Origin of the sequence: Streptomyces luteolifulvus (assembly GCF_008806595.1) — a bacterium.
GTDB lineage: Bacteria > Actinomycetota > Actinomycetes > Streptomycetales > Streptomycetaceae > Streptomyces > Streptomyces luteolifulvus.
In genome coordinates, this window is record NZ_VZRB01000001.1 from 376,125 (window position 1) to 400,142 (window position 24,018).

Sequence of the window (24,018 nt, forward strand, 5' to 3'; positions counted from 1 at the left end):
ATGTCGAAGCTCGGCAACCTCGGCGCCCGACTGCACCGTGGCGAGGTCGGCTACGACTTCGTCGGCAACCGCAAGATCTGGTACGGCATCTCGATCCTGATCACCATCACGGCCATCCTCGGCCTCGCGGTGCGCGGCCTGAACATGGGCATCGAGTTCCAGGGCGGAGCCGTCTTCACCACCCCGAAGCACATGACCGCCTCGGTGGCACAGACCGAGTCGTACGCGGAGGAGGCCTCCGGCCACGACGCGATCGTCCAGAAGCTCGGCGACGGCAGCCTGCGCATCCAGATCGCGGGCATCGACACCGACAAGTCCGACAGCATCAAGGACGAGCTCTCCAAGGACCTGAAGGTCGACTCGGAGCAGATCAACGCCGACCTGGTCGGCCCCAGCTGGGGTGACCAGATCGCCAACAAGGCCTGGCAGGGTCTGGCGATCTTCATGATCCTCGTCGTGATCTATCTGGCGATCGCCTTCGAGTGGCGCATGGCGCTCGCGGCGCTCGTCGCCCTGATCCACGACATCACCATCACCACCGGTATCTATGCCCTCGTGGGCTTCGAGGTCACGCCGGGCACGGTGATCGGTCTGCTGACCATCCTCGGTTACTCGCTCTACGACACGGTCGTCGTCTTCGACAGCCTCAAGGAGCAGACGAAGGACATCACCAAGCAGACCCGCTGGACCTACAGCGATGTCGCGAACCGCTCGATCAACAGCACCCTGATGCGGTCCATCAACACCACGGCGGTCGCGCTGCTGCCGGTGGCGGGCCTGCTGTTCATCGGCGGCGGCGTCCTCGGCGCCGGCATGCTCAACGACATCTCGCTGTCGCTGTTCGTCGGCCTCGCGGCCGGTGCGTACTCCTCGATCTTCATCGCCACGCCGCTCGTCGCCGACCTCAAGGAGCGCGAGCCGCAGATGAAGGCGCTCAGGAAGCGCGTCCTCGCCAAGCGGGCCCAGGCCGCCGCGACGGGCGAGCCGCTGGAGACCGACCGCGTCGCCCAGCCGCTGGACGACGAACCGGACGACGGCGCCCCGGCGGTCGTCGGCCCGCGCACCCAGCCCGCCTCCCGCAGCCGGGGACGTGGCCGGCCCTCCGGGAAGCGCCGATGACCGGCATCGAGGAGCTGCTGCTCAGCCGTATCCGCGACGTGGCCGACTATCCGGCGCCGGGTGTGCTCTTCAAGGACATCACCCCGCTCCTCGCGGATCCGGCGGCTTTCACTGCGCTCACCGACGCTCTGGCCGGGATCGCCCAGAGCTCCGGCGCCACGAAGGTCGTCGGCCTGGAGGCCCGTGGCTTCATCCTCGGCGCCCCGGTCGCCGTCCGGGCCGGCCTCGGCTTCATCCCGGTGCGCAAGGCGGGCAAGCTCCCCGGAGCGACCCTCGGCCAGGCGTACGACCTGGAGTACGGCTCCGCCGAGATCGAGGTGCACGCCGAGGACCTGAGCGCGGACGACCGCGTTCTGGTCGTCGACGACGTCCTCGCCACCGGCGGCACCGCCGAGGCGTCCCTCCAGCTCATCCGCCGGGCGGGGGCCGAGGTCGCGGGCCTCGCCGTCCTGATGGAGCTCGGCTTCCTCGGCGGCCGGGCCCGCCTGGAACCGACGCTCGCGGGCGCCCCGCTGGAGGCGCTGCTCAGGCTCTGAGCATCCGCGCGAAAGCCCGGAGCAGGGCGTACGACGCCCCAAGGACACCGCGAAGGCGGGCCCGGAGGAATCCGGCGCCCGCCTCTGGTGTTTCTCCGGTAGACGGCCCTCACAGTGGCCTGAAGGCGATCCTGCGGCCCAGGATCGCTACCATGGGGTCTCCGGAGCCTGACCGGGGGACCCGGATCGCGCACGAGGAGCCCTCTTGCCAGACGAGGCCCAGCACCTGACCGCTGCCAAGCCCGAGTCCGCCTCGGCGGCCGCGGCCAAGCCCGCGCCGTCCGCGCCGCACGCGAAGAACGACACCCGCGGGCGGGTCGAGCATGCCCAGTCCGGGCCCGTCGACAAGTCGGCTGAGCAGTCACGTCCCAAGCCCGCCCCTCCCGAGCGCCCCACGCCCACGCCCCCCGCGGTCCGCCCGAACACCGGCCAGCCCGCGCGCTCCGGCTCCTCCAACCGTGTCCGCGCCCGCCTGGCCCGTCTCGGCGTCCAGCGCTCCAACCCGTACAACCCGGTCCTGGAGCCGCTGCTGCGGATAGTGCGCAGCAACGACCCGAAGATCGAGACGGCGACGCTGCGTCAGATCGAGAAGGCCTACCAGGTCGCCGAGCGCTGGCACCGCGGCCAGAAGCGCAAGAGCGGCGACCCGTACATCACCCACCCCCTCGCGGTGACCACGATCCTCGCCGAACTGGGCATGGATCCGGCCACGTTGATGGCCGGTCTGCTGCACGACACCGTCGAGGACACCGAGTACGGCCTCGAACAGCTGCGCCGTGACTTCGGCGACCAGGTCGCCCTGCTCGTCGACGGCGTCACCAAGCTGGACAAGGTCAAGTTCGGCGAGGCCGCGCAGGCCGAGACCGTGCGCAAGATGGTCGTCGCCATGGCCAAGGACCCGCGTGTCCTGGTCATCAAGCTCGCCGACCGTCTGCACAACATGCGCACCATGCGCTACCTCAAGCGCGAGAAGCAGGAGAAGAAGGCGCGCGAGACCCTGGAGATCTACGCGCCCCTCGCCCACCGCCTGGGCATGAACACGATCAAGTGGGAACTGGAGGACCTCGCCTTCGCGATTCTCTACCCCAAGATGTACGACGAGATCGTACGGCTGGTGGCCGAAAGAGCACCGAAGCGTGACGAGTATCTGGCCATAGTGACCGACGAGGTCCAGGCCGATCTGCGCGCGGCCCGCATCAAGGCGACCGTCACCGGACGCCCCAAGCACTACTACAGCGTCTACCAGAAGATGATCGTTCGCGGCCGTGACTTCGCGGAAATCTACGACCTGGTGGGCATCCGTGTCCTCGTGGACACGGTCCGGGACTGCTACGCCGCTCTCGGCACGGTGCACGCGCGATGGAACCCGGTCCCCGGCCGGTTCAAGGACTACATCGCGATGCCCAAGTTCAACATGTACCAGTCGCTGCACACGACGGTCATCGGCCCCAACGGCAAGCCGGTCGAACTCCAGATCCGAACGTTCGACATGCACCGCCGCGCGGAGTACGGCATCGCCGCGCACTGGAAGTACAAGCAGGAGGCCGTCGCGGGCGTCTCCAAGGTCCGCACGGACGTGCCCAAGGCGTCCGGCAAGGACAAGGACGCCATCAACGACATGGCGTGGCTGCGGCAGCTCCTGGACTGGCAGAAGGAGACCGAGGACCCCAGCGAGTTCCTGGAGTCCCTGCGCTTCGACCTCTCCCGCAACGAGGTCTTCGTCTTCACACCGAAGGGTGACGTCATAGCGCTCCCGGCGGGGGCGACCCCCGTCGACTTCGCGTACGCCGTCCACACCGAGGTCGGCCACCGCACCATAGGGGCGCGGGTCAACGGCCGTCTCGTACCGCTCGAATCCACCCTGGACAACGGCGACCTGGTGGAGGTCTTCACCTCCAAGGCGTCCGGCGCGGGCCCCTCCCGCGACTGGCTCGGTTTCGTGAAGTCGCCGCGTGCCCGCAACAAGATCCGGGCGTGGTTCTCCAAGGAGCGCCGCGACGAGGCGATCGAGCACGGCAAGGACGCCATCGCGCGCGCGATGCGCAAACAGAACCTGCCGATCCAGCGCATCCTCACCGGTGACTCGCTCGTCACGCTCGCCCACGAGATGCGCTACCCGGACATCTCCTCGCTCTACGCGGCGATCGGCGAGGGCCATGTGGCCGCGCAGAACGTGGTGCAGAAGCTGGTGCAGGCCCTCGGCGGCGAGGAGGCCGCGTCCGAGGAGATCGACGAGGCGGTACCGCCCGCGCGGGGCCGCGGCCGCAAGCGGCGCAGCAGCAACGACCCGGGTGTCGTGGTCAAGGGCGTCGACGACGTGTGGGTCAAGCTGGCCCGCTGCTGTACGCCCGTCCCCGGCGACCCGATCATCGGTTTCGTCACACGCGGTAGCGGAGTATCGGTTCACCGCAGCGACTGCGTCAACGTCGAGTCACTGTCCCGCGAGCCCGAGCGCATCCTCGAGGTCGAGTGGGCGCCGACGCAGTCCTCGGTCTTCCTCGTCGCCATCCAGGTCGAGGCACTGGACCGCTCCCGGCTGCTGTCCGACGTCACACGGGTGCTGTCCGACCAGCACGTCAACATCCTCTCGGCGGCCGTCCAGACCTCCCGCGATCGCGTCGCCACCTCCCGCTTCACCTTCGAGATGGGCGACCCGAAGCACCTCGGACACGTCCTGAAGGCGGTCAGGGGCGTCGAGGGCGTCTACGACGTCTACCGCGTGACGTCCGCGCGCAGCAGATAGCCGCGCAGCAGACGGCGCAGCATCGGCCCCAGGGCATACAACGAGGGGCTCCCGAACCTTCCAGCGGTTCGGGAGCCACTCGTCGTATGCCCGGCTCGTGCGGGGCTGCGGTCTCAGCCGCCGAACTCCTGCAGACCCTTCAGCGCCTGGTCCAGAAGCGCCTGGCGGCCCTCCAGCTCACGCTCCAGCTTGTCCGCCTTGGCGTTGTTGCCCTGGGCACGCGCCTGCTCGATCTGGCCCCTCAGCTTGTCCACCGCGGCCTGGAGCTGCCCGGTGAGACCCTCGGCACGGGCGAGCGCCTCCGGGTTGGTCCGGCGCCACTCGGTCTCCTCGGCCTCCTGGATGGCCCGCTCGACGGCGTGCATCCGGCCCTCGACCTTCGGCCGCGCGTCGCGCGGCACATGGCCGATGGCCTCCCACCGCTCGTTGATCGCGCGGAACGCGGAACGGGCCGCCTTCAGATCCGTCACCGGCAGGAGCTTCTCGGCCTCCCCGGCCAGCTCCTCCTTGAGCTTCAGGTTCTCGGACTGCTCCGCGTCGCGCTCCGCGAAGACCGAGCTGCGCGCCGCGAAGAAGATGTCCTGGGCGCCGCGGAAGCGGTTCCACAGGTCGTCCTCGTGCTCGCGCTGGGCGCGGCCGGCGGCCTTCCACTCGGCCATCAGCTCGCGGTAGCGGGCCGCCGTCGGGCCCCAGTCCGTCGAACCGGACAGCGCCTCGGCCTCGGAGACCAGGCGCTCCTTGGTCCGGCGGGCCTCTTCGCGCTGCGCGTCCAGCGACGCGAAATGCGCCTTGCGGCGCTTGGAGAACGCCGAGCGCGCGTGCGAGAAGCGGTGCCACAGCTCGTCGTCCGACTTGCGGTCCAGCCGCGGCAGGCCCTTCCAGCTGTCCACGAGAGCACGCAGCCGCTCACCGGCCGCCCGCCACTGGTCGGACTGCGCCAGCTGCTCCGCCTCCGTGACCAGCGCCTCCTTGGCGTGCCGCGCCTCGTCGGACTGCTTGGCACGCTGCGCCCTGCGCTCCTCGCGGCGCGCCTCGACCGACGCGACGAGCTTGTCCAGCCGCTTGCGCAGCGCGTCCAGGTCACCGACCGCGTGGTGGGCGTCCACCTGCTCGCGAATATGGTCGATCGCGGCCTGCGCGTCCTTCGCCGACAGGTCGGTGGTCGTCACTCGCTTCTCGAGGAGGCCGATCTCGACAACCAGGCCCTCGTACTTGCGCTCGAAGTAGGCAAGTGCCTCCTCGGGGGAGCCGGCCTGCCAGGAACCGACGACCTGCTCGCCCTCGGCCGTACGCACGTACACGGTCCCCGTCTCGTCGACGCGGCCCCACGGGTCGCTGCTCACAGCGCCTCCTCCACATGATGCCGGCGAGCTTCGGCGCCCCCGAGCATCGTCCACAGTTTCGTCACGGCCAACATAGGCGACCGGCGGGTTGCCTGTCCGCATCCCGCGCGACCGAAATTTCGCAGTTGGGGGTCAGGATTTCGTGACAGTTGCCTTGTCGATCACGACCGTTGCATTGGGCGCCCCGTCGCCCTGGCCCGTGCTCTCGCCCGCGCCGGCGATCTTCTTCAGGACCTTCATGCCGGATTCGGAAACGGTACCGAACGGTGTGTAGCTGGGCGGAAGCTGACTGTCCTGGTACACGAGGAAGAACTGGCTGCCGCCGGTGTGCGCCTGGCCCGTGTTCGCCATCGCGATCGTGCCGGCCGGGTAGACGTTGTTCTTGAGGCTCTTGTCCTTCAGATTCTCGTCCGGAATCGTGTAGCCGGGACCGCCGCTGCCGGAGCCCGTCGGGTCGCCGCACTGCAGCACATAGATGCCGTTGGTGGTGAGCCGGTGGCACTTGGTGTGGTCGAAGTAGCCCTTCCCGGCGAGGAAGTTGAACGAGTTGACGGTGTGCGGGGCCGCCGACGTCTTCAAGGCGATGCCGATGTCACCGCACGTCGTCGCCAGGTTCATGGTGTACTTCGCCGACTTGTCGATCGTGACCGCCGGCTCCTTCTTCCAGCTCTGCGTCTTGACCTTGCCCGACGCGGGCTTCTCGCACGGGTCCGGCGCCTTGCTGGGCGTCTCAGGGCTCGGCGTCGCCTCGGCGCTCGTGCCGGCCTTGTCGTCGTCGTTGAGGACCCCGGTGGTGTACAGCGCCAGACTGCCGACCAGGATCACGCCGAGCACCGACGCGATCACCGAGTTGCGCATGCGCGCCTTGCGCCGCGCGGCCGTGCGCCGCTGCTGCTGCCGCAAGAACTTCTCCCGGGCGAGCTGCCGCTTCCGCTGTTCCTGGGTGACCACCGGTGTTCTCTCCTCATGCGTCTCGTACGTCGACTGGGACGCGTGCGGCTTGTGAGCAGACCGCCTGCGTGTGCCCCGTACCGTATATGGGTTCGCTGAGGAATCGGCAGCGCCGGTAGTCTCTGACCACAGGCGCAGCCGTTTCGAAGCCACCCGTACCGATACAAACGAAGGACGATCGTGCTCATTGCCGGGTTCCCCGCCGGGGCCTGGGGGACGAACTGTTATCTCGTCGCCCCCGCCGCCGGTGAGGAGTGCGTGATCATCGACCCCGGCCACCAGGCCGCCGAGGGAGTCGAGGAAGCGCTGAAGAAGCATCGGCTCAAGCCCGTCGCCGTCGTCCTCACCCACGGCCACATCGACCATGTGGCCTCGGTCGTCCCGGTGTGCGGCGCGCACGACGTACCTGCCTGGATCCACCCCGAGGACCGGTACATGATGAACGACCCGGGCAGGGCGCTCGGTCGTTCCATCGGGATGCCGCTGCTGGGCGAGCTGACCGTGGGGGAGCCGGACGACGTCAAGGAGCTGACGGACGGCGCGCAGCTGGAGCTGGCGGGGCTGGAACTCACGGTCTCGCACGCGCCGGGCCATACCAAGGGGTCGGTGACCTTCAGCCTGCCCGAAGGATCGGACATCCCGCCGATCCTCTTCTCGGGCGACCTGCTGTTCGCCGGCTCCATCGGACGCACCGACTTCCCCGGTGGCTCCATGGAGGACATGCTCGAGTCCCTGGCCCGCGTGGTCCTGCCGCTCGACGATTCCACCGTGGTGCTCCCGGGTCACCAGGACTACACGACCATCGGCCAGGAACGCGCCACCAACCCGTATCTGCGGCAGGTGGCCGCCGGCCTGGGAGCGCATGCCGACGCTCCCCGACGAGGAATGTGACGAGACATTTCGTGAGCACCTTCAAGGCACCCAAAGGCACGTACGACCTGATCCCGCCGGAGAGCGCCAAGTACCTCGCGGTCCGCGAGGCGATCGCCGCCCCGCTGCGCAACTCCGGCTACGGCTACATCGAGACGCCCGGCTTCGAGAGCGTCGAGCTCTTCGCACGCGGGGTCGGCGAGTCGACGGACATCGTGACGAAGGAGATGTACGCCTTCGAGACCAAGGGCGGTGACAAGCTCGCCCTGCGCCCCGAGGGCACCGCGTCCGTCCTGCGCGCGGCGCTGGAGGCCAACCTGCACAAGGCCGGCAACCTCCCCGTCAAGCTCTGGTACTCGGGCTCGTACTACCGCTACGAGCGCCCCCAGAAGGGCCGGTACCGCCACTTCTCGCAGGTCGGCGCGGAGGCGATCGGTGCCGAGGACCCGGCGCTCGACGCCGAGCTGATCATCCTGGCCGACCAGGCGTACCACTCGCTCGGGCTGCGCACCTTCCGCATCCTGCTCAACTCCCTGGGCGACAACGAGTGCCGCCCCGTGTACCGGGCCGCGCTTCAGGACTTCCTGCGCGGCCTGGACCTCGACGAGGACACGCTGCGCCGCTCGGAGATCAACCCGCTCCGTGTCCTGGACGACAAGCGCGAGTCGGTGCAGAAGCAGCTCGGGGACGCCCCGCTGCTGCGCGACTACCTCTGCGACGCCTGCAAGGCGTACCACGAGGAGGTCCGTGAGCTGATCACCGCGGCGGGTGTCGCCTTCGAGGACGACCCCAAGCTGGTCCGCGGCCTCGACTACTACACCCGTACGACCTTCGAGTTCGTCCACGACGGGCTGGGCTCCCAGTCCGCGGTGGGCGGTGGCGGCCGCTACGACGGCCTGTCCGAGATGATCGGCGGCCCCGCGCTGCCGTCCGTCGGCTGGGCGCTGGGCGTCGACCGTACGGTGCTCGCCCTTGAGGCGGAGGGTGTGGAGCTCGAACTCCCCGCCACCACCAGCGTGTTCGCGGTTCCGTTGGGCGAGGAGGCCCGGCGGGTGCTGTTCACGAAGGTCACCGAGCTGCGGAAGGTGGGTATCGCGGCGGACTTCTCCTACGGGGCGAAGGGGCTCAAGGGCGCGATGAAGAACGCCAACCGCAGTGGTGCGCGTTTTGCGATCGTGGCCGGTGAGCGGGATCTCGCGGAGGGTGTGGTCCAGCTGAAGGACATGGGGTCGGGCGAGCAGACGCCGGTCGGCGTGAACGAGATCGTGGCGGAACTGGAGGCGAGGCTGGGCTGAGGGGTGCCGGGGTGTGCGCGGGGGTTTTCGCCCCCGCCGCCCCTACCAGGCCGGACGGGCTGACAGACCCTGTCCTGAACCGAACGTTCCGGGACGGTCCTGCGTACCTCCTTATGTCCAGCGAACGGTGGACACGTGCCGGGGTGCGGCACAATGGCCCCAGCCCGAAGAAGGTCCAACTCTCCAGTGACGGAATCGGCGTGATGAGCAAGACGACAGTCAAGGACGTCTCCACCGAGCCCGAGCCGCAGCGCGCCGCCGCCGAGCCACGCACGGCGGGCGGCAGCCTGGCGTTCGCCCTGCTGCTGCTGATCACCGGCGCCGCAGGACTGCTCGCCTCATGGGTCATCACGATCGACAAGTTCAAGCTGCTGGAAGCCAAGGTCGACGGCAAGACGTTCACCCCCGGCTGCAGCCTCAACCCCGTCGTCTCCTGCGGCAGCGTCATGGAGAGCAAGCAGGCCGCCGCCTTCGGCTTCCCCAACCCGATGCTGGGCCTCGTCTCCTACGGCATCGTGATCTGCGTCGCCATGAGCCTGCTCGCCCGCGCCCGCTACCCGCGCTGGTACTGGCTCACCTTCAACTTCGGCACGCTCTTCGGCGTGGGCTTCTGCACCTGGCTGATGTACCAGTCCCTGTACCGGATCGGCGCCCTGTGCCTGTGGTGCTCCCTGGCCTGGGTCGCGACGATCATCATGTTCTGGTACGTGACGTCGTTCAACGTCCGCAATGACTTCCTGCCCGCCCCGCGCTGGCTGAAGAGCTTCTTCGGCGAGTTCACCTGGGTGCTGCCGGTGCTGCACATCGGCGTGATCGGCGTTCTGATCATGACGCGCTGGTGGGACTTCTGGACCAGCTGACAGCCCGGACGGGATTGTCAGTGCCGTGATTTAGGGTTTCAGCGTGGAGCCCGACCTGTTCACCGCCGCGGCAGAAGAACGCCAGGAGAAGGACCCGACCGCCAGCCCCCTGGCGGTCCGGATGCGCCCGCGCACCCTCGACGAGGTCGTGGGCCAGCAGCATCTGCTCAAGCCGGGCTCTCCGCTGCGCAGACTGGTCGGCGAGGGCGCGGGCGGCCCGGCCGGACCTTCCTCGGTGATCCTCTGGGGCCCGCCCGGCACCGGCAAGACGACCCTGGCCTATGTCGTCTCCAAGGCCACCAACAAGCGCTTCGTGGAGCTCTCGGCGATCACCGCGGGCGTCAAGGAGGTCCGCGCGGTCATCGACGGTGCCCGCCGCGCCACGGGCGGCTTCGGCAAGGAGACCGTCCTCTTCCTCGACGAGATCCACCGCTTCAGCAAGGCCCAGCAGGACTCCCTGCTTCCGGCCGTCGAGAACCGCTGGGTGACACTGATCGCGGCGACCACCGAGAACCCGTATTTCTCGGTGATCTCCCCCCTGCTGTCCCGCTCCCTGCTCCTCACCCTCGAACCCCTCACCGACGACGATGTGCGCGGCCTCATCCAGCGCGCACTCACCGACGAGCGGGGCCTCGACAGCGCCGTCGCCCTCCCCGAGGACACCGCGAGCCATCTGCTGCGGATCGCCGGCGGCGACGCCCGCCGCGCACTGACCGCCCTGGAGGCCGCCGCCGGTGCCGCGCTCGACAAGGGCGAACCGGAGATCGGGCTGAAGACGCTGGAGGAGACGGTCGACCGCGCCGCGGTGAAGTACGACCGCGACGGCGACCAGCACTACGACGTGGCCAGCGCCCTCATCAAGTCCATCCGCGGCTCGGACGTCGACGCGGCCCTGCACTACCTGGCCCGGATGATCGAGGCCGGCGAGGATCCCCGGTTCATCGCCCGCCGGCTGATGATCTCCGCGAGCGAGGACATCGGTCTCGCCGATCCGAACGCCCTGCCCATAGCCGTCGCCGCCGCCCAGGCCGTCGCCCTGATCGGCTTCCCCGAGGCCGCGCTCACGCTGAGCCACGCCACCATCGCCCTCGCCCTGGCCCCGAAGTCCAACGCCGCGACGACGGCGATCGGCGCCGCTATGGAGGACGTACGCAAGGGACTGGCGGGTCCCGTGCCGCCGCATCTGCGCGACGGCCACTACAAGGGCGCGGCCGAACTCGGTCACGCGCAGGGGTACGTGTACCCGCACGATCTGCCCGAGGGCATCGCCGCCCAGCAGTACGCCCCGGATGCCCTCAAGGACCGCGAGTACTACGAACCCACCCGCCACGGCGGCGAGGCGAGGTACGCGGACGCCGTCGAGTGGACCAGGAAGCACCTCGGTCGCAGGCGGTCCTGAGCACCTTGTAGACTTGCCCGAAGTGCTGCGTCCCGTGCAGTCAGAACGGGACAGTCAGCCGGAGCTCCGATCCTCCTCGGATCGGCTCCAGGAGCGTCGCGCACCGTCGAAGGTGTCGCGGGCAGCCCACCACCACCCGGAGTCCCGGGACGGTCGGTGGGCCACTCGCGTGCTGCACGTATGTGCCCAGACCAGGGGAGCGGCTGCCCGGCAGGTCCCACGCGGACCCGACGGGTTTCCCCGGCTGCGGATGCGACCTCCCTCAACTCTGACAAGCCGGAAACCAGGAAAGAGAAAAAGACAGTGGCGAACCAGTCCCGCCCCAAGGTCAAGAAGTCGCGTGCCCTCGGCATCGCGCTGACCCCGAAGGCCGTCAAGTACTTCGAGGCCCGTCCCTACCCGCCGGGTGAGCACGGCCGCGGCCGCAAGCAGAACTCGGACTACAAGGTCCGTCTGCTCGAGAAGCAGCGTCTGCGCGCGCAGTACGACGTGTCCGAGCGCCAGCTCGTCCGCGCCTACGAGCGTGCCTCCAAGGTCCAGGGCAAGACCGGTGAGGCCCTGATCATCGAGCTCGAGCGCCGTCTCGACGCGCTGGTCCTGCGTTCGGGCATCGCCCGCACGATCTACCAGGCCCGCCAGATGGTCGTCCACGGCCACATCGAGGTCAACGGCCAGAAGGTCGACAAGCCGTCCTTCCGCGTCCGTCCCGACGACGTCGTCACGGTGCGCGAGCGCAGCCGTGAGAAGACGCTGTTCGCGATCGCCCGTGAGGGTGGCTTCGCCCCCGACGGCGAGACCCCGCGCTACCTCCAGGTGAACCTCAAGGCCCTGGCGTTCCGCCTGGACCGTGAGCCGAACCGCAAGGAGATCCCGGTGATCTGCGACGAGCAGCTCGTCGTCGAGTACTACGCCCGCTGATTCCCGGGGCGTAGCACCACCTGCGCATCGGCCCGCCGTCTCCCCGCCCTTCCGGGCGGCCGGGGCGGCGGGCCTTCGCATGCCTGCCCCAGTGCCCGGGACACCGCGGCCTCCCGGCCGAGCCGCGCCCCCTGCCCTACGCACTCCTCGTACCGCTCGTCGCCCAGCTGTTCGCGGGCCATGGCCTCGCACCGCTGGTGCGGGGCATGGAAGTACGCGGACCCGAACAGCGGCAGACCCACCGAGGGCCACATCGCGGCCGCCGCACCCTGCAGCACCGCGGCCTCCGCGGCGTCGCCCTCGGTCACCGTGACCAGGGCCAGCAGTTCGATCGTCAGCACCGAGCCGAGCAGGTCATGAAAGGCGTGGGCGGCATTCAGGCACTCGGTCAGCAGTTCGCGGGCGCGCACCGGGTCGCCCTCGCTCCAGGCCGCGTAGGCCAGCACATACAGCGCGTAGGTGCGCGCCCATCGCTCGCCGTGGTCCTCGCACACCCGGCGGACGTCCTCGGACAGCCGCACGGCGTCCGGGAGATCGCCCTGGAACGCCCGGGTCATCGCCAGCTCGACCTGGCCCATCAGCACATTGCTGTTGAGCTCGCCGATCTCCTGGTAGCGCTCCAGTGCGGAGCGCAGCAGCGTCTCCGCGCGGGCCATGTCGTCCGTGACCAGGGCGAGGCAGCCGGCGCGGTGTTCGGCGTACGCCACCGCCGTGGCGTTCGCGACCCGTTCCGCCTCCTCCCGGCACTCCTGAAGGGCCGCCAGCGCGGGGACCGTGTCGCCCTGCAGGATCGCCACGTAGCCGAGCACCCACAGCGCCTTCAGCCGGAACTGCTCGCCCGCCGTCTGCCCGGGCTCCAGCCGCACGGCCTGCTCCAGCCAGTGCCGTCCCTCCGACAGCCGGCCGCAGCCCGCCCAGCAGAACCACAGCGACCCCGCGAGGTACTGGCCCAGCGACGCCCCGTCCGGCTCGGTCAGGCAATGGTCCAGGGCGCGGCGCAGGTTCGGCAGTTCGGCCTCGATGCGCGCGGCCACCTCCTGCTGCCGCGGCGAGAACCACTCCAGCTCGCACCAGGTGGCCAGGCCCACGTACCAGTCGCGGTGCCGGCACCGCAGCCGGACCGCGTCCCCGGTGGCCTCCAGCCACTCGGCGCCGTACGCCCGGACCGTGTCGAGCATGCGGTAGCGCACGCCCGCAGCGCTCTCCTCGCGGGCCAGCACGGACTGGGCGAGCAGCTCGGAAAGGACGTCGAGGACGTCGTCCGCGTCGAGGCCGCCGCCGCTGCACACGTACTCCGCGGCCTCCAGGTCGAACTGCCCGCAGAACACCGACAGCCGCGACCACAGCAGCCGCTCCTCGGGCGCGCACAGCTCATGGCTCCAGCCGATCGCCGTGCGCAGCGTGCGGTGGCGCGGCAGCACGTCCCGTCCGCCGCCGGTCAGCAGCCGGAACCGGTCCTCCAGCCGGTCGAGCAGCTGGGCGGGGGACAGAGCCCGCAGCCGGCCCGCGGCCAGTTCGACCGCCAGGGGGATTCCGTCCAGGCGCCGGCACAGCGCCCGTACCTCCCGGCCGTCCTCCACGACCAGACCCTGCTGTGCCGCCCGGTCCACGAGCAGGCGCGCCGCCTCGTCCTCGCCGAGGGGCGCGAGCGGGAACACGCGCTCCCCGGTGACGGCGAGCGGCCTGCGCCCCACGGCCAGCACCCTCAGGTCCGGCAACCGGGTCAGCAGGTCGTTCACCAGCGCGGCGCATGGGTCCACCAGGTGCTCGACCCCGTCCAGGACCATCAGCAGCCGCTGGTCCGCGAGATGCGCGAGCAGTGTCTCGCGCGGCGGCCGCGTGGTGTGGTCCGTCAGTCCCAGGGCCTCCACGACGGCGTAGTCGACGAACGCTGGGTCGCGCACCGGCGAGAGCTCCACCCGCCACGCCCCGTCCCGCGGAGCGCACCGAGCGGCCACCCGGGCCGCCAGCCGTGACTTGCCGACGCCGCCGACGCCCGTCACCGTCACCAGCCGGGACACCTCGAGCGTCTGCCGCAGGGAGGCGAGTTCGGCACAGCGGCCTACGAACACGTCGGTCTCCAGGGGCAGATTGCCGGCCCCGGGGCCCTCGCCGGACTGATCAGCTTGCATGGAACACGGAGCGTACTCAACCGTATTCACTCCGTACAATCGCTTCGTTCAAACCGGCTGCGCGCGGGGCGGTAATCCGGTTCGGAGCGGCATCCCCGGCGCGATAGGCTCGTGCCACGACTTTTTCGATGTTGAAGGACGTTTCAGGGAGCGGGTGCACACAGTGTCCGGTGGAGAGGTGGCCGGGATCCTGGTGGCCGTCTTCTGGGCGATCCTGGTCTCCTTCCTCGCCGTCGCCCTGGTGAGGCTGGCCCAGACGCTCAAGGCGACCACCAAGCTCGTCGCGGACGTGACCGACCAGGCCGTCCCGCTGCTGGCCGACGCCTCGGCGGCCGTGCGCTCCGCGCAGACCCAGATCGACCGGGTCGACGCCATCGCGTCGGACGTCCAGGAGGTCACGTCGAACGCCTCCGCGCTCTCCACCACCGTGGCCTCCACCTTCGGCGGCCCCCTGGTCAAGGTCGCCGCCTTCGGCTACGGCGTGCGCCGGGCCCTCGGCGGTCGCCGGGAGGACGTGCCCGCCAAGACGCCCCGGCGTACCGTGATCGTGGGCCGCACCGTCCCCGCCCAGCGGCGGGGGAAGCGGAACAACTGGGGGAACAACCCGGGAAAGAGGGACTGACCGAGCGATGTTCCGCCGTACGTTCTGGTTCACCACGGGCGTCGCCGCCGGTGTCTGGGCCACCACCAAGGTCAACCGGAAGCTGAAGCAGCTCACCCCCGAGAACCTCGCCGCGCAGGCGGCCAACAAGGCGATCGAGGCGGGCCACCGGCTCAAGGACAGCGCGGTGGGCTTCGCCCTCGACGTCCGCGCGGGCATGGCACAGCGGGAGGCCGAACTCGGCGACGCGCTCGGCATCAACGCCCCCGTCGACCCCGAACTCCCCGCACCCCGGCGGTACACCGCCATCGAGAACCGCAGCAACCCGAAGTCCGTCGGCACCGACAGGACGACGCACTCGTACAACCGGAATGAGGACCACTGATGGAGTCGGCCGAGATTCGCCGCCGCTGGTTGAGCTTCTTCGAGGAGCGCGGTCACACCGTCGTCCCTTCGGCGTCGCTCATCGCGGACGACCCGACTCTGCTGCTCGTTCCGGCCGGCATGGTGCCCTTCAAGCCCTACTTCCTGGGTGAGGTCAAAGCGCCCTACGCCCGCGCCACCAGCGTGCAGAAGTGTGTGCGCACACCCGACATCGAAGAGGTCGGCAAGACCACGCGGCACGGCACGTTCTTCCAGATGTGCGGCAACTTCTCCTTCGGCGACTACTTCAAGGAAGGCGCCATCACGTACGCCTGGGAGCTGCTCACCAGCCCCCAGGACAAGGGTGGTTACGGCCTGGAGCCGGAGAAGCTCTGGATCACCGTCTACCAGGACGACGACGAGGCCGAGCGCATCTGGCACGAGGTCGTCGGGGTGCCCAAGGAGCGCATCCAGCGCCTCGGCATGAAGGACAACTACTGGTCCATGGGCGTCCCCGGCCCGTGCGGCCCCTGCTCCGAGATCAACTACGACCGCGGCCCCGAGTTCGGCGTCGAGGGCGGCCCCGCCGTCAACGACGAGCGGTACGTGGAGATCTGGAACCTCGTCTTCATGCAGTACGAGCGCGGCGAGGGCACCGGCAAGGACAACTTCGAGATCCTCGGTGAGCTCCCGAGCAAGAACATCGACACGGGCCTCGGCCTGGAGCGGCTCGCCATGATTCTGCAGGGCGTGCAGAACATGTACGAGATCGACACCTCCATGGCCGTCATCAAGAAGGCCACCGAGCTGACCGGCGTGGCCTACGGCGACGCCCACGACTCGGACGTCTCCCTGCGCGTGGTCACCGACCACATGCGCACCTCGGTGATGCTCATCGGCGACGGCGTGACCCCCGGCAACGAGGGCCGCGGATACGTCCTGCGCCGCATCATGCGCCGCGCCATCCGCAACATGCGCCTGCTCGGCGCCACCGGTCCGGTCGTCAAGGACCTGATCGACACCGTCATCGCGATGATGGGGCAGCAGTACCCCGAACTCGTCATCGACCGCGAGCGCATCGAGAAGGTCGCCCTCGCCGAGGAGAACGCCTTCCTCAAGACGCTGAAGGCCGGCACCAACATCCTCGACACCGCCGTCACCGACACCAAGGCCGCCGGCGGCACGGTCCTCGCCGGCGACAAGGCCTTCCTGCTCCACGACACCTGGGGCTTCCCGATCGACCTCACCCTCGAGATGGCCGCCGAGCAGGGGCTGTCCGTGGACGAGGACGGCTTCCGCCGCCTGATGAAGGAGCAGCGGGAGCGCGCCAAGGCCGACGCCCAGGCCAAGAAGACCGGCCATGCCGACCTCGGCGCCTACCGCTCGATCGCCGACACCGCGGGCGAGACCGACTTCATCGGCTACGCGGACACCGAGGGCGAGTCGACCATCGTCGGCATCCTCGTCGACGGTGTGTCCTCCCCGGCCGCCACCGAGGGCGACGAGGTCGAGATCGTCCTCGACCGCACCCCCTTCTACGCGGAGGGCGGCGGCCAGATCGGCGACACCGGCCGCATCAAGGCCGACTCCGGTGCCGTCATCGAGGTCCGCGACACCCAGAAGCCGGTCCCCGGCGTCTACGTCCACAAGGGTGTCGTCCAGGTCGGCGAGGTCACTGTCGGTGCCAAGGCGCACGCCTCCATCGACAATCGTCGCCGCAAGGCCATCGCCCGCGCCCACTCGGCCACCCACCTCACCCACCAGGCGTTGCGTGACGCCCTCGGCCCGACGGCCGCCCAGGCCGGTTCCGAGAACCAGCCCGGCCGCTTCCGCTTCGACTTCGGTTCGCCGTCCGCCGTTCCGACGGCCGTGATGACCGACGTCGAGCAGAAGATCAACGAGGTGCTCGCCCGTGACCTCGACGTGCGCGCCGACGTCATGGGCATCGACGAGGCCAGGAAGCAGGGCGCCATCGCCGAGTTCGGCGAGAAGTACGGCGAGCGGGTGAGGGTCGTCACCATCGGCGACTTCTCCAAGGAGCTGTGCGGCGGCACGCATGTGCACAACACCGCCCAGCTCGGCCTGGTGAAGCTGCTCGGCGAGTCGTCCATCGGTTCCGGCGTACGCCGTATCGAGGCCCTCGTCGGTGTCGACGCTTACAACTTCCTCGCCCGTGAGCACACGGTCGTCGCCCAGCTCCAGGAGCTGATCAAGGGCCGCCCGGAGGAGCTTCCGGAGAAGGTCTCCGCGATGCTCGGCAAGCTGAAGGACGCCGAGAAGGAGATCGAGAAGTTCCGCGCCGAGAAGGTGCTCCAGGCCGCCGCCGGTCTCGCCGAGTCCGCCAAGGACGTCAACGGTGTCGCCGTCGTCACCGGCCAGGTCCCGGACGGCACGACCGCCGACGACCTGCGCAAGCTGGTCCTCGACGTGCGGGGCCGCATCCAGGGCGGACGCGCCGCCGTGGTGGCCCTGTTCACCGTCAGCAACGGCAAGCCGCTGACGGTCATCGCCACCAACGAGGCCGCCCGCGAGCGCGGACTCAAGGCCGGTGACCTGGTCCGCACCGCCGCCAAGACGCTCGGCGGCGGCGGTGGCGGCAAGCCGGACGTCGCCCAGGGCGGCGGCCAGAACCCGGGCGCCGTCGGCGAGGCCGTCGATGCCGTCGAGCGGCTCGTGGCCGAGACGGCGAAGTAAGGCAGCAGCGATGCGCAGAGGACGCCGGCTCGCGATCGATGTCGGGGACGCCCGGATCGGGGTCGCCTCGTGCGACCCCGACGGGATCCTCGCCACTCCGGTGGAAACGGTGCCGGGCCGGGACATTCCGGCCGCGCACCGCCGGCTCCGGCAGATCGTCGAGGAGTACGAGCCGATCGAGGTCGTCGTGGGTCTCCCTCGCTCCCTCAAGGGGGGCGAGGGCCCGGCCGCCGTAAAGGTTCGCGGCTTCGCCCAGGAGCTCGCGAAGGGCATCGCACCCGTCCCGGTCAGGCTCGTGGACGAGCGGATGACCACGGTGACGGCCAGTCAGGGACTGCGCGCGGCGGGGGTGAAGTCGAAGAAGGGCCGGTCGGTCGTCGACCAGGCAGCCGCTGTGATCATCCTTCAGCAGGCGCTCGAATCCGAACGAGTGTCAGGTAAAGCACCCGGCGAGGGCGTCGAAGTGGTCATCTGATCGCGATACGGTAACGTTCCGCGCGCGATGCGGTGGTGTTCGAACAGCCGCCGCGCAACGAGAGGCGGAACGGAAGCCGGGCCTGCAGGCCGCGCAACCGCCCGTCTCGCGGCTCTAGGGGATAGATGACTGAGTATGGCCGGGGCCAAGGCTCCGAACCGTGGCATCCGGAGGACCCGTTGTACGGGGACGGCGGATGGCGCGGCCAGCAGGCCCACACGGGCCAGCAGCCGGCCTACGACGGCCAGCAGCAGTATCCGCAGCAGCCGCAGCAGCAGTACGGCGACTGGGGCGGTGACCAGCAGGCCGCGTACGGCCAGGCACAGCAGCAGTACCCGAACCAGTACGGACAGCAGCAGTTCTACGCAGGTCAGGGGCAGCAGCCGTACGACAACAGTGGCTGGGCCACGGGCACGCACACCCAGGTCCAGTACACCGACCCCTCGGACCCGTACGGGCAGCAGTCCCCCGCCTACGGCGGACGGCAGTCGGACTACTACGGCACCCCGGACGCGTACCCGCCGCCGCAGCCGCCCGGTCGCAGGCGCGCCGAACCGGAACCGGAGCCCGACTGGGATCCGGGCCCCGACCAGGGCGAGCATGCCTTCTTCTCCGGTCGTGACGACGACGCCGACGACGACCTGGACGACCCGCGCGAGGGCCGCGGAGACCGCGGCAACCGCAAGGGCCGCGGTGGTCAGAAGCCGAAGAAACGACGCGGCGGATGCGCCTGTCTGGTGCTCACGGTGATCCTTGCCGGCGGTGTCGGCGGGGTCGGCTACTTCGGCTACCAGTTCTACCAGGACCGTTTCGGCCCGGCGCCCGACTTCGCGGGCGACGGAAACGGCGAGCAGGTCACGGTCGTCATCCCCAAGGGTGCGGTCGGCTCTGTGATCGGGCAGAAGCTGAAGGAGGCGGGCGTCGTCGAGAGCGTCGGCGCGTTCGTGTCCGCGCAGGCGTCGAACCCCGACGGCATGTCGATCCAGGACGGCGTCTACACGCTTCAGAAACAGATGTCGGCCGCAAGCGCGGTCGAACTGATGCTCAGCCCCAATAGCCGCAGCAACCTGATCATCGCCGAGGGCTCGCGCAACGCGGCCGTCTACGCACTGATCGACAAACGCCTCGGTGTGGCGGACGGCACCACGGCGAAGCTCGCGAAGAACGAGTACAAGAGCCTCGGCCTGCCCGACTGGGCGCTGGGCCACGCGAACCTCAAGGATCCGCTGGAAGGGTTCCTCTACCCGTCCAGCTACGCGGCCACCAAGGGCCAGAAGCCCGAGGCCGTCCTGAAATCCATGGTCGCCCGCGCCAACGACACCTACGAAAAGCTCGGGTTGGAGAAGAAGGCCAAGAGCCTCGGGCTCGACGGCCCTTGGCAGCTTCTGACCGTCGCGAGCCTGGTACAGGCCGAGGGCACCAGTCACGACGACTTCCGCAAGATGGCCGAGGTCGTCTACAACCGCCTCAAGCCCGGGAATCCGGAGACCTACGGCGCGCTCGAGTTCGACTCCACGTACAACTATGTGAAGAACCAGAGCAAGATCGACCTGAGCATCTCCGAGCTACGGAAGTACGACAACCCGTACAACACGTACTTCCACAAGGGTCTGCCGCCCGGCCCCATCGACAACCCCGGCGAGGACGCGCTCAGGGGCGCGCTCAACCCGACGGACGACGGGTGGTACTACTTCATCTCGATGGACGGGAAGACCAGCAAGTTCACGAAGACGCTCAAGGAGCACCAGAAGCTGGTCAACGAGTGGAACGCGTCGAGGAACTAGGACAGATGACAGCTCCCCGCCGGGCCGCCGTGCTCGGCTCGCCCATCGCGCACTCCCTCTCGCCGGTGCTGCACCGCGCGGCCTATGCGGAACTGGGGCTCAGAGACTGGTCGTACGACCGGTTCGAGATCGACGAGGCGGCGCTGCCCGGGTTCTTCGAGCAGCTCGGGCCCGAGTGGGCGGGGCTGTCGCTGACCATGCCGCTCAAGCGGGCCGTCATCCCCCTGCTCGACCAGATCAGCGAGACGGCGGCCTCCGTCGAGGCGGTCAACACGGTCGTGTTCACCGAGGACGGCCGCCGCGTGGGCGACAACACCGACATCCCCGGCATGGTCGCCGCCCTGCGCGAACGCGGCATCGAGCAGGTCGGCACCGCGGCGATCCTCGGCGCCGGCGCCACCGCCTCCTCCGCGCTGGCCGCGCTGGCCCGGATCTGCACCGGCGAGGTCGTCGCCTACGTGCGCAGCGAGGCCCGCGCCGCCGAGATGCGGCAGTGGGGCGAGCGGCTCGATGTGGAGATCCGTACGGCCGACTGGGCGGACGCGGCCGAGGCGCTGCGTTTCCCGCTGGTCGTCGCCACCACCCCGGCCGGTACGACCGACGCGCTGGGCTCGGCCGTGCCCGAACGGCCCGCCACCCTCTTCGACGTGCTCTACGACCCGTGGCCGACCGAGCTCGCCGCCCGCTGGTCCGCGTACGGCGGGGCCGTGGTCAGCGGCCTCGACCTCCTCGTGCACCAGGCGGTCCTCCAGGTCGAGCGGATGACGGGCCGCATCCCGGCCCCGCTGGACGCCATGCGAAAGGCAGGCGAGCACGCGCTCGCCGACCGCCGGGCGCACTGATCACGGCCCGCCTTTTCCGCCGCCTCGCCGTCCCGCGTTCCGTCCGGCTGCTGGACCGGCACCGGATTCGGGACCCGGACGTGGGAGGATCGGGGGTGGCGGGCCAGGGCCGCGCACCCGGCCGCGCCGTCGCCGTACGCGAGGAAGCGTGTACGCAGGCAGTACCGGGGCGCGAGGACTGAGGAGCACCGTTGAGCAGGTTGCGCTGGCTGACCGCGGGGGAGTCCCACGGTCCCGCACTCGTGGCGACGCTGGAGGGACTTCCCGCCGGCGTGCCGATCACCACGGAGATGGTGGCGGACCACCTGGCGAGGCGGCGGCTGGGCTATGGGCGCGGTGCGCGGATGAAGTTCGAGCGGGACGAGGTCACCTTCCTCGGCGGCGTCCGGCACGGCCTCACCCTCGGCTCCCCGGTCGCGGTCATGGTGGGAAACACCGAGTGGCCGAAGTGGGAACAGGTCATGGCCGCCGACCCGGTCGACCCGGAGATCCTGGCGAGCCTCGCCCGCAACGCCCCGCTGACCCGGCCGCGTCCCGGTCACGCGGACCTCGCGGGCATGCAGAAGTACGGCTTCGACGAGGCCCGGCCGATCCTGGAGCGCGCCTCCGCCCGTGAGACGGCGGCCCGCGTGGCACTCGGCGCGGTGGCCCGGTCCTACCTGAAGGAGACGGCCGGCATCGAGATCGTCTCGCACGTCGTCGAACTGGCCGCCGCGAAGGCGCCCTACGGCGTCTACCCGACCCCCGCCGATGTCGAGAAGCTGGACGCCGACCCGGTGCGCTGCCTGGACGCCGACGCGTCGAAGGCGATGGTCGCGGAGATCGACCAGGCCCACAAGGACGGCGACACCCTCGGCGGCGTGGTCGAGATCCTGGCCTACGGCGTGCCGGTGGGCCTCGGCTCGCATGTGCACTGGGACCGCAAGCTGGACGCCCGGCTCGCGGGTGCGCTGATGGGCATCCAGGCGATCAAGGGCGTGGAGCTCGGCGACGGCTTCGACCTGGCGCGGGTGCCGGGCTCGAAGGCGCACGACGAGATCGTGGCCACCGACCAGGGCATCAAGCGGACGTCGGGCCGCTCCGGCGGCACCGAGGGCGGACTGTCCACCGGTGAGCTGCTGCGGGTGCGCGCCGCGATGAAGCCCATCGCCACCGTGCCCCGGGCCCTGAAGACCGTGGACGTGGTCACGGGTGAGCAGGCGGCGGCGCACCACCAGCGCTCCGACGTGTGTGCGGTCCCGGCGGCCGGCATCGTCGCGGAGGCGATGGTCGCGCTCGTCCTCGCCGACGCCGTCGCGGAGAAGTTCGGCGGCGACAGCGTGGCCGAGACCCACCGCAACGTCACGTCGTACCTCGACAACCTGCAGATCCGATGAGCGGGCCGCTGGTCGTCCTGGTCGGACCGATGGGCGTCGGCAAGTCCACGGTCGGACAGCTGCTGGCCGAGCGGCTCGGCGTCGGCCACCGGGACACCGACGACGACATCGAGGCCGGGCAGGGCCGCACCATCGCCGAGATCTTCGTCGACGAGGGCGAGCCGGTCTTCCGCGCGATCGAGAAGCAGGCGGTGCACAGGGCGCTCACGGAACACGACGGCGTCCTCGCGCTCGGTGGCGGCGCGATCCTCGACGAAGACACCCGGGCGCTGCTCGGCGGGCAGCGGGTCGTCTACCTCTCGATGGACGTCGAGGAGGCGGTCAAGCGCACCGGCCTGAACGTGGCCCGCCCGCTGCTCGCCGTCAACCCGCGCAAGCAGTGGCGCGAACTGATGGAGGCGCGGCGGCACTTGTACGAGGAGGTCGCCACCGCCGTGGTGCCCACGGACGGCCGCACGCCGGAAGAGGTCGCCCAAGCAGCCCTGGACGCACTGGAGTTGAGGACAGCGTTTCCCGGGGGACAACCCTCGGGCCCCCGGCCGGAGGACGTCATGCCCAGCCAGATGACAAGAATCCAGGTCGGCGGCACGGCAGGGAGCGAGCCGTACGAGGTCCTGGTGGGCCGTCAACTCCTCGGTGAACTCGCCGGGTTGATCGGCGACAGGGCCAAGCGGGTCGCCGTGATCCACCCCGAGGCGCTCGCCGGGACGGGCGACGCGCTGCGCACCGACCTGGCCGGGCAGGGTTACGAGGCCGTCGCCATCCAGGTGCCCAACGCGGAGGAGGCCAAGACCGCGGAGGTCGCCGCCTACTGCTGGAAGGCGCTAGGGCAGTCGGGGTTCACCCGCAGTGACGTCATCGTCGGCGTCGGTGGCGGCGCCACCACGGACCTCGCCGGCTTCGTGGCCGCGACCTGGCTGCGTGGAGTGCGCTGGATCGCCATTCCGACCACGGTCCTCGCCATGGTGGACGCGGCCGTCGGCGGAAAGACCGGCATCAACACCGCGGAAGGCAAGAACCTCGTCGGAGCCTTCCACCCGCCGGCCGGAGTGCTCTGCGATCTTGCCGCGCTGGACTCCCTGCCCGTCAACGACTACGTCTCCGGACTGGCCGAGATCATCAAGGCAGGCTTCATCGCAGACCCGGCGATCCTGGACCTCATCGAGTCCGACCCCGAGGCCGCCCGCACCCCCGCGGGACCGCACACCGCCGAGCTCATCGAGCGTTCCATCCGGGTCAAGGCCGAGGTCGTCTCGTCCGACCTCAAGGAGTCCGGCCTCAGGGAGATCCTCAATTACGGGCACACCCTCGGCCACGCCATCGAGAAGAACGAGCGCTACAAGTGGCGCCACGGCGCGGCGGTTTCCGTCGGCATGCACTTCGCGGCCGAACTCGGGCGCCTCGCGGGCCGGTTGGACGATGCCACGGCCGACCGCCACCGCACGATCCTGGAGTCGGTGGGGCTGCCGCTGCACTACCGTCACGACCAGTGGCCCAAGCTGCTGGAGAACATGAGGGTCGACAAGAAGTCCCGCGGCGACCTGCTCCGCTTCATCGTCCTGGACGGCCTGGCCAAGCCCACCGTGCTGGAGGGACCCGACCCGGCCGTGCTGCTCGCCGCCTACGGCGAAGTGGGCGAGTAAGTCCGCCCGAGCGTCATCCGTCCGAAATGTCATGTGGGAATGGGCACTTCGGGCCGCCCCCGGCCGTTCACCAA

19 protein-coding genes are annotated in these 24,018 nt (G+C 69.8%); 16 read left to right on the forward strand and 3 right to left on the reverse strand.

Going from position 1 to position 24,018, the window contains the following annotated elements:
* The 3 genes from secF (at position 1) to F7R91_RS01820 (ending at position 4,398) form a co-directional block, all read left to right on the forward strand.
* Positions 1–1,119, forward strand: a complete 1,119-nt coding sequence (gene secF, locus F7R91_RS01805) for a protein translocase subunit SecF (protein WP_150943670.1) — start codon at positions 1–3, stop codon at positions 1,117–1,119.
* Entirely contained in the window at positions 1,116–1,655 is a 540-nt protein-coding gene (locus F7R91_RS01810) for an adenine phosphoribosyltransferase (protein ID WP_150943672.1), read from the forward strand. Before secF ends, F7R91_RS01810 begins: the two co-directional genes overlap by 4 nt.
* Before the next feature lie 205 nt (positions 1,656–1,860).
* Positions 1,861–4,398 (forward strand): RelA/SpoT family protein, encoded by a 2,538-nt coding sequence (locus F7R91_RS01820; protein ID WP_150943675.1) that lies wholly within the window; start codon positions 1,861–1,863, stop codon positions 4,396–4,398.
* Between the two features lie 113 nt (positions 4,399–4,511).
* On the opposite strand, the gene F7R91_RS01825 is transcribed toward F7R91_RS01820, so the two are convergent.
* Positions 4,512–5,741 carry a DUF349 domain-containing protein gene (locus F7R91_RS01825; protein WP_150943677.1) on the reverse strand — a complete coding sequence of 410 codons (1,230 nt, stop codon included), beginning with the start codon at positions 5,739–5,741 and terminating at the stop codon, positions 4,512–4,514.
* Between the two features lie 132 nt (positions 5,742–5,873).
* Positions 5,874–6,692: a peptidylprolyl isomerase gene (locus F7R91_RS01830; RefSeq protein ID WP_150943679.1), complete on the reverse strand. Its 819-nt coding sequence runs from the start codon at positions 6,690–6,692 to the stop codon at positions 5,874–5,876.
* Between the two features lie 180 nt (positions 6,693–6,872).
* On the opposite strand from F7R91_RS01830, the gene F7R91_RS01835 reads away from it, so the two are divergent.
* The 5 genes from F7R91_RS01835 to rpsD all read left to right on the forward strand — a co-directional run bounded on the left by F7R91_RS01835 (position 6,873) and on the right by rpsD (position 12,034).
* A complete protein-coding gene (locus tag F7R91_RS01835; RefSeq protein ID WP_150943681.1) occupies positions 6,873–7,583 on the forward strand; it encodes an MBL fold metallo-hydrolase in 711 nt (236 codons plus the stop codon).
* A gap of 11 nt (positions 7,584–7,594) precedes the next feature.
* On the forward strand, positions 7,595–8,857 hold the full coding sequence (gene hisS / locus F7R91_RS01840; RefSeq protein ID WP_150943682.1) for a histidine--tRNA ligase: 1,263 nt from the start codon (positions 7,595–7,597) through the stop codon (positions 8,855–8,857).
* 203 nt (positions 8,858–9,060) lie between these two features.
* Entirely contained in the window at positions 9,061–9,717 is a 657-nt protein-coding gene (locus F7R91_RS01845; protein ID WP_150943684.1) for a vitamin K epoxide reductase family protein, read from the forward strand.
* A 43-nt stretch (positions 9,718–9,760) separates the two neighbouring features.
* Entirely contained in the window at positions 9,761–11,116 is a 1,356-nt protein-coding gene (locus F7R91_RS01850) for a replication-associated recombination protein A (protein ID WP_150943687.1), read from the forward strand.
* Between the two features lie 303 nt (positions 11,117–11,419).
* A complete protein-coding gene (gene rpsD / locus F7R91_RS01855) occupies positions 11,420–12,034 on the forward strand; it encodes a 30S ribosomal protein S4 (protein WP_150943688.1) in 615 nt (204 codons plus the stop codon).
* On the opposite strand, the gene F7R91_RS01860 is transcribed toward rpsD, so the two are convergent.
* Positions 12,022–14,166: an ATP-binding protein gene (locus F7R91_RS01860; protein ID WP_150943690.1), complete on the reverse strand. Its 2,145-nt coding sequence runs from the start codon at positions 14,164–14,166 to the stop codon at positions 12,022–12,024. The two genes, rpsD and F7R91_RS01860, sit on opposite strands and share 13 nt — an antisense overlap.
* 154 nt (positions 14,167–14,320) lie before the next feature.
* Here F7R91_RS01860 and F7R91_RS01865 point away from each other — a divergent pair, with 154 nt between their 5' ends.
* The 8 genes from F7R91_RS01865 to aroB all read left to right on the forward strand — a co-directional run bounded on the left by F7R91_RS01865 (position 14,321) and on the right by aroB (position 23,944).
* Positions 14,321–14,788: a DUF948 domain-containing protein gene (locus F7R91_RS01865; RefSeq protein ID WP_150943692.1), complete on the forward strand. Its 468-nt coding sequence runs from the start codon at positions 14,321–14,323 to the stop codon at positions 14,786–14,788.
* Between the two features lie 7 nt (positions 14,789–14,795).
* Positions 14,796–15,152, forward strand: a complete 357-nt coding sequence (locus F7R91_RS01870) for a hypothetical protein (RefSeq protein WP_150943694.1) — start codon at positions 14,796–14,798, stop codon at positions 15,150–15,152.
* Positions 15,152–17,824, forward strand: a complete 2,673-nt coding sequence (gene alaS / locus F7R91_RS01875; protein WP_150943696.1) for an alanine--tRNA ligase — start codon at positions 15,152–15,154, stop codon at positions 17,822–17,824. Before F7R91_RS01870 ends, alaS begins: the two co-directional genes overlap by 1 nt.
* 10 nt (positions 17,825–17,834) lie before the next feature.
* Positions 17,835–18,299: a Holliday junction resolvase RuvX gene (ruvX, locus tag F7R91_RS01880; RefSeq protein ID WP_150943697.1), complete on the forward strand. Its 465-nt coding sequence runs from the start codon at positions 17,835–17,837 to the stop codon at positions 18,297–18,299.
* 125 nt (positions 18,300–18,424) lie between these two features.
* Entirely contained in the window at positions 18,425–20,083 is a 1,659-nt protein-coding gene (gene mltG / locus F7R91_RS01885; RefSeq protein WP_150943699.1) for an endolytic transglycosylase MltG, read from the forward strand.
* Positions 20,084–20,088: 5 nt separating this feature from the next.
* On the forward strand, positions 20,089–20,925 hold the full coding sequence (locus F7R91_RS01890) for a shikimate dehydrogenase (RefSeq protein ID WP_150943701.1): 837 nt from the start codon (positions 20,089–20,091) through the stop codon (positions 20,923–20,925).
* A 191-nt stretch (positions 20,926–21,116) separates the two neighbouring features.
* A complete protein-coding gene (aroC, locus tag F7R91_RS01895) occupies positions 21,117–22,301 on the forward strand; it encodes a chorismate synthase (RefSeq protein ID WP_150943703.1) in 1,185 nt (394 codons plus the stop codon).
* A complete protein-coding gene (gene aroB, locus F7R91_RS01900; protein ID WP_150943705.1) occupies positions 22,298–23,944 on the forward strand; it encodes a 3-dehydroquinate synthase in 1,647 nt (548 codons plus the stop codon). Before aroC ends, aroB begins: the two co-directional genes overlap by 4 nt.
* Positions 23,945–24,018: the final 74 nt, after the last annotated feature.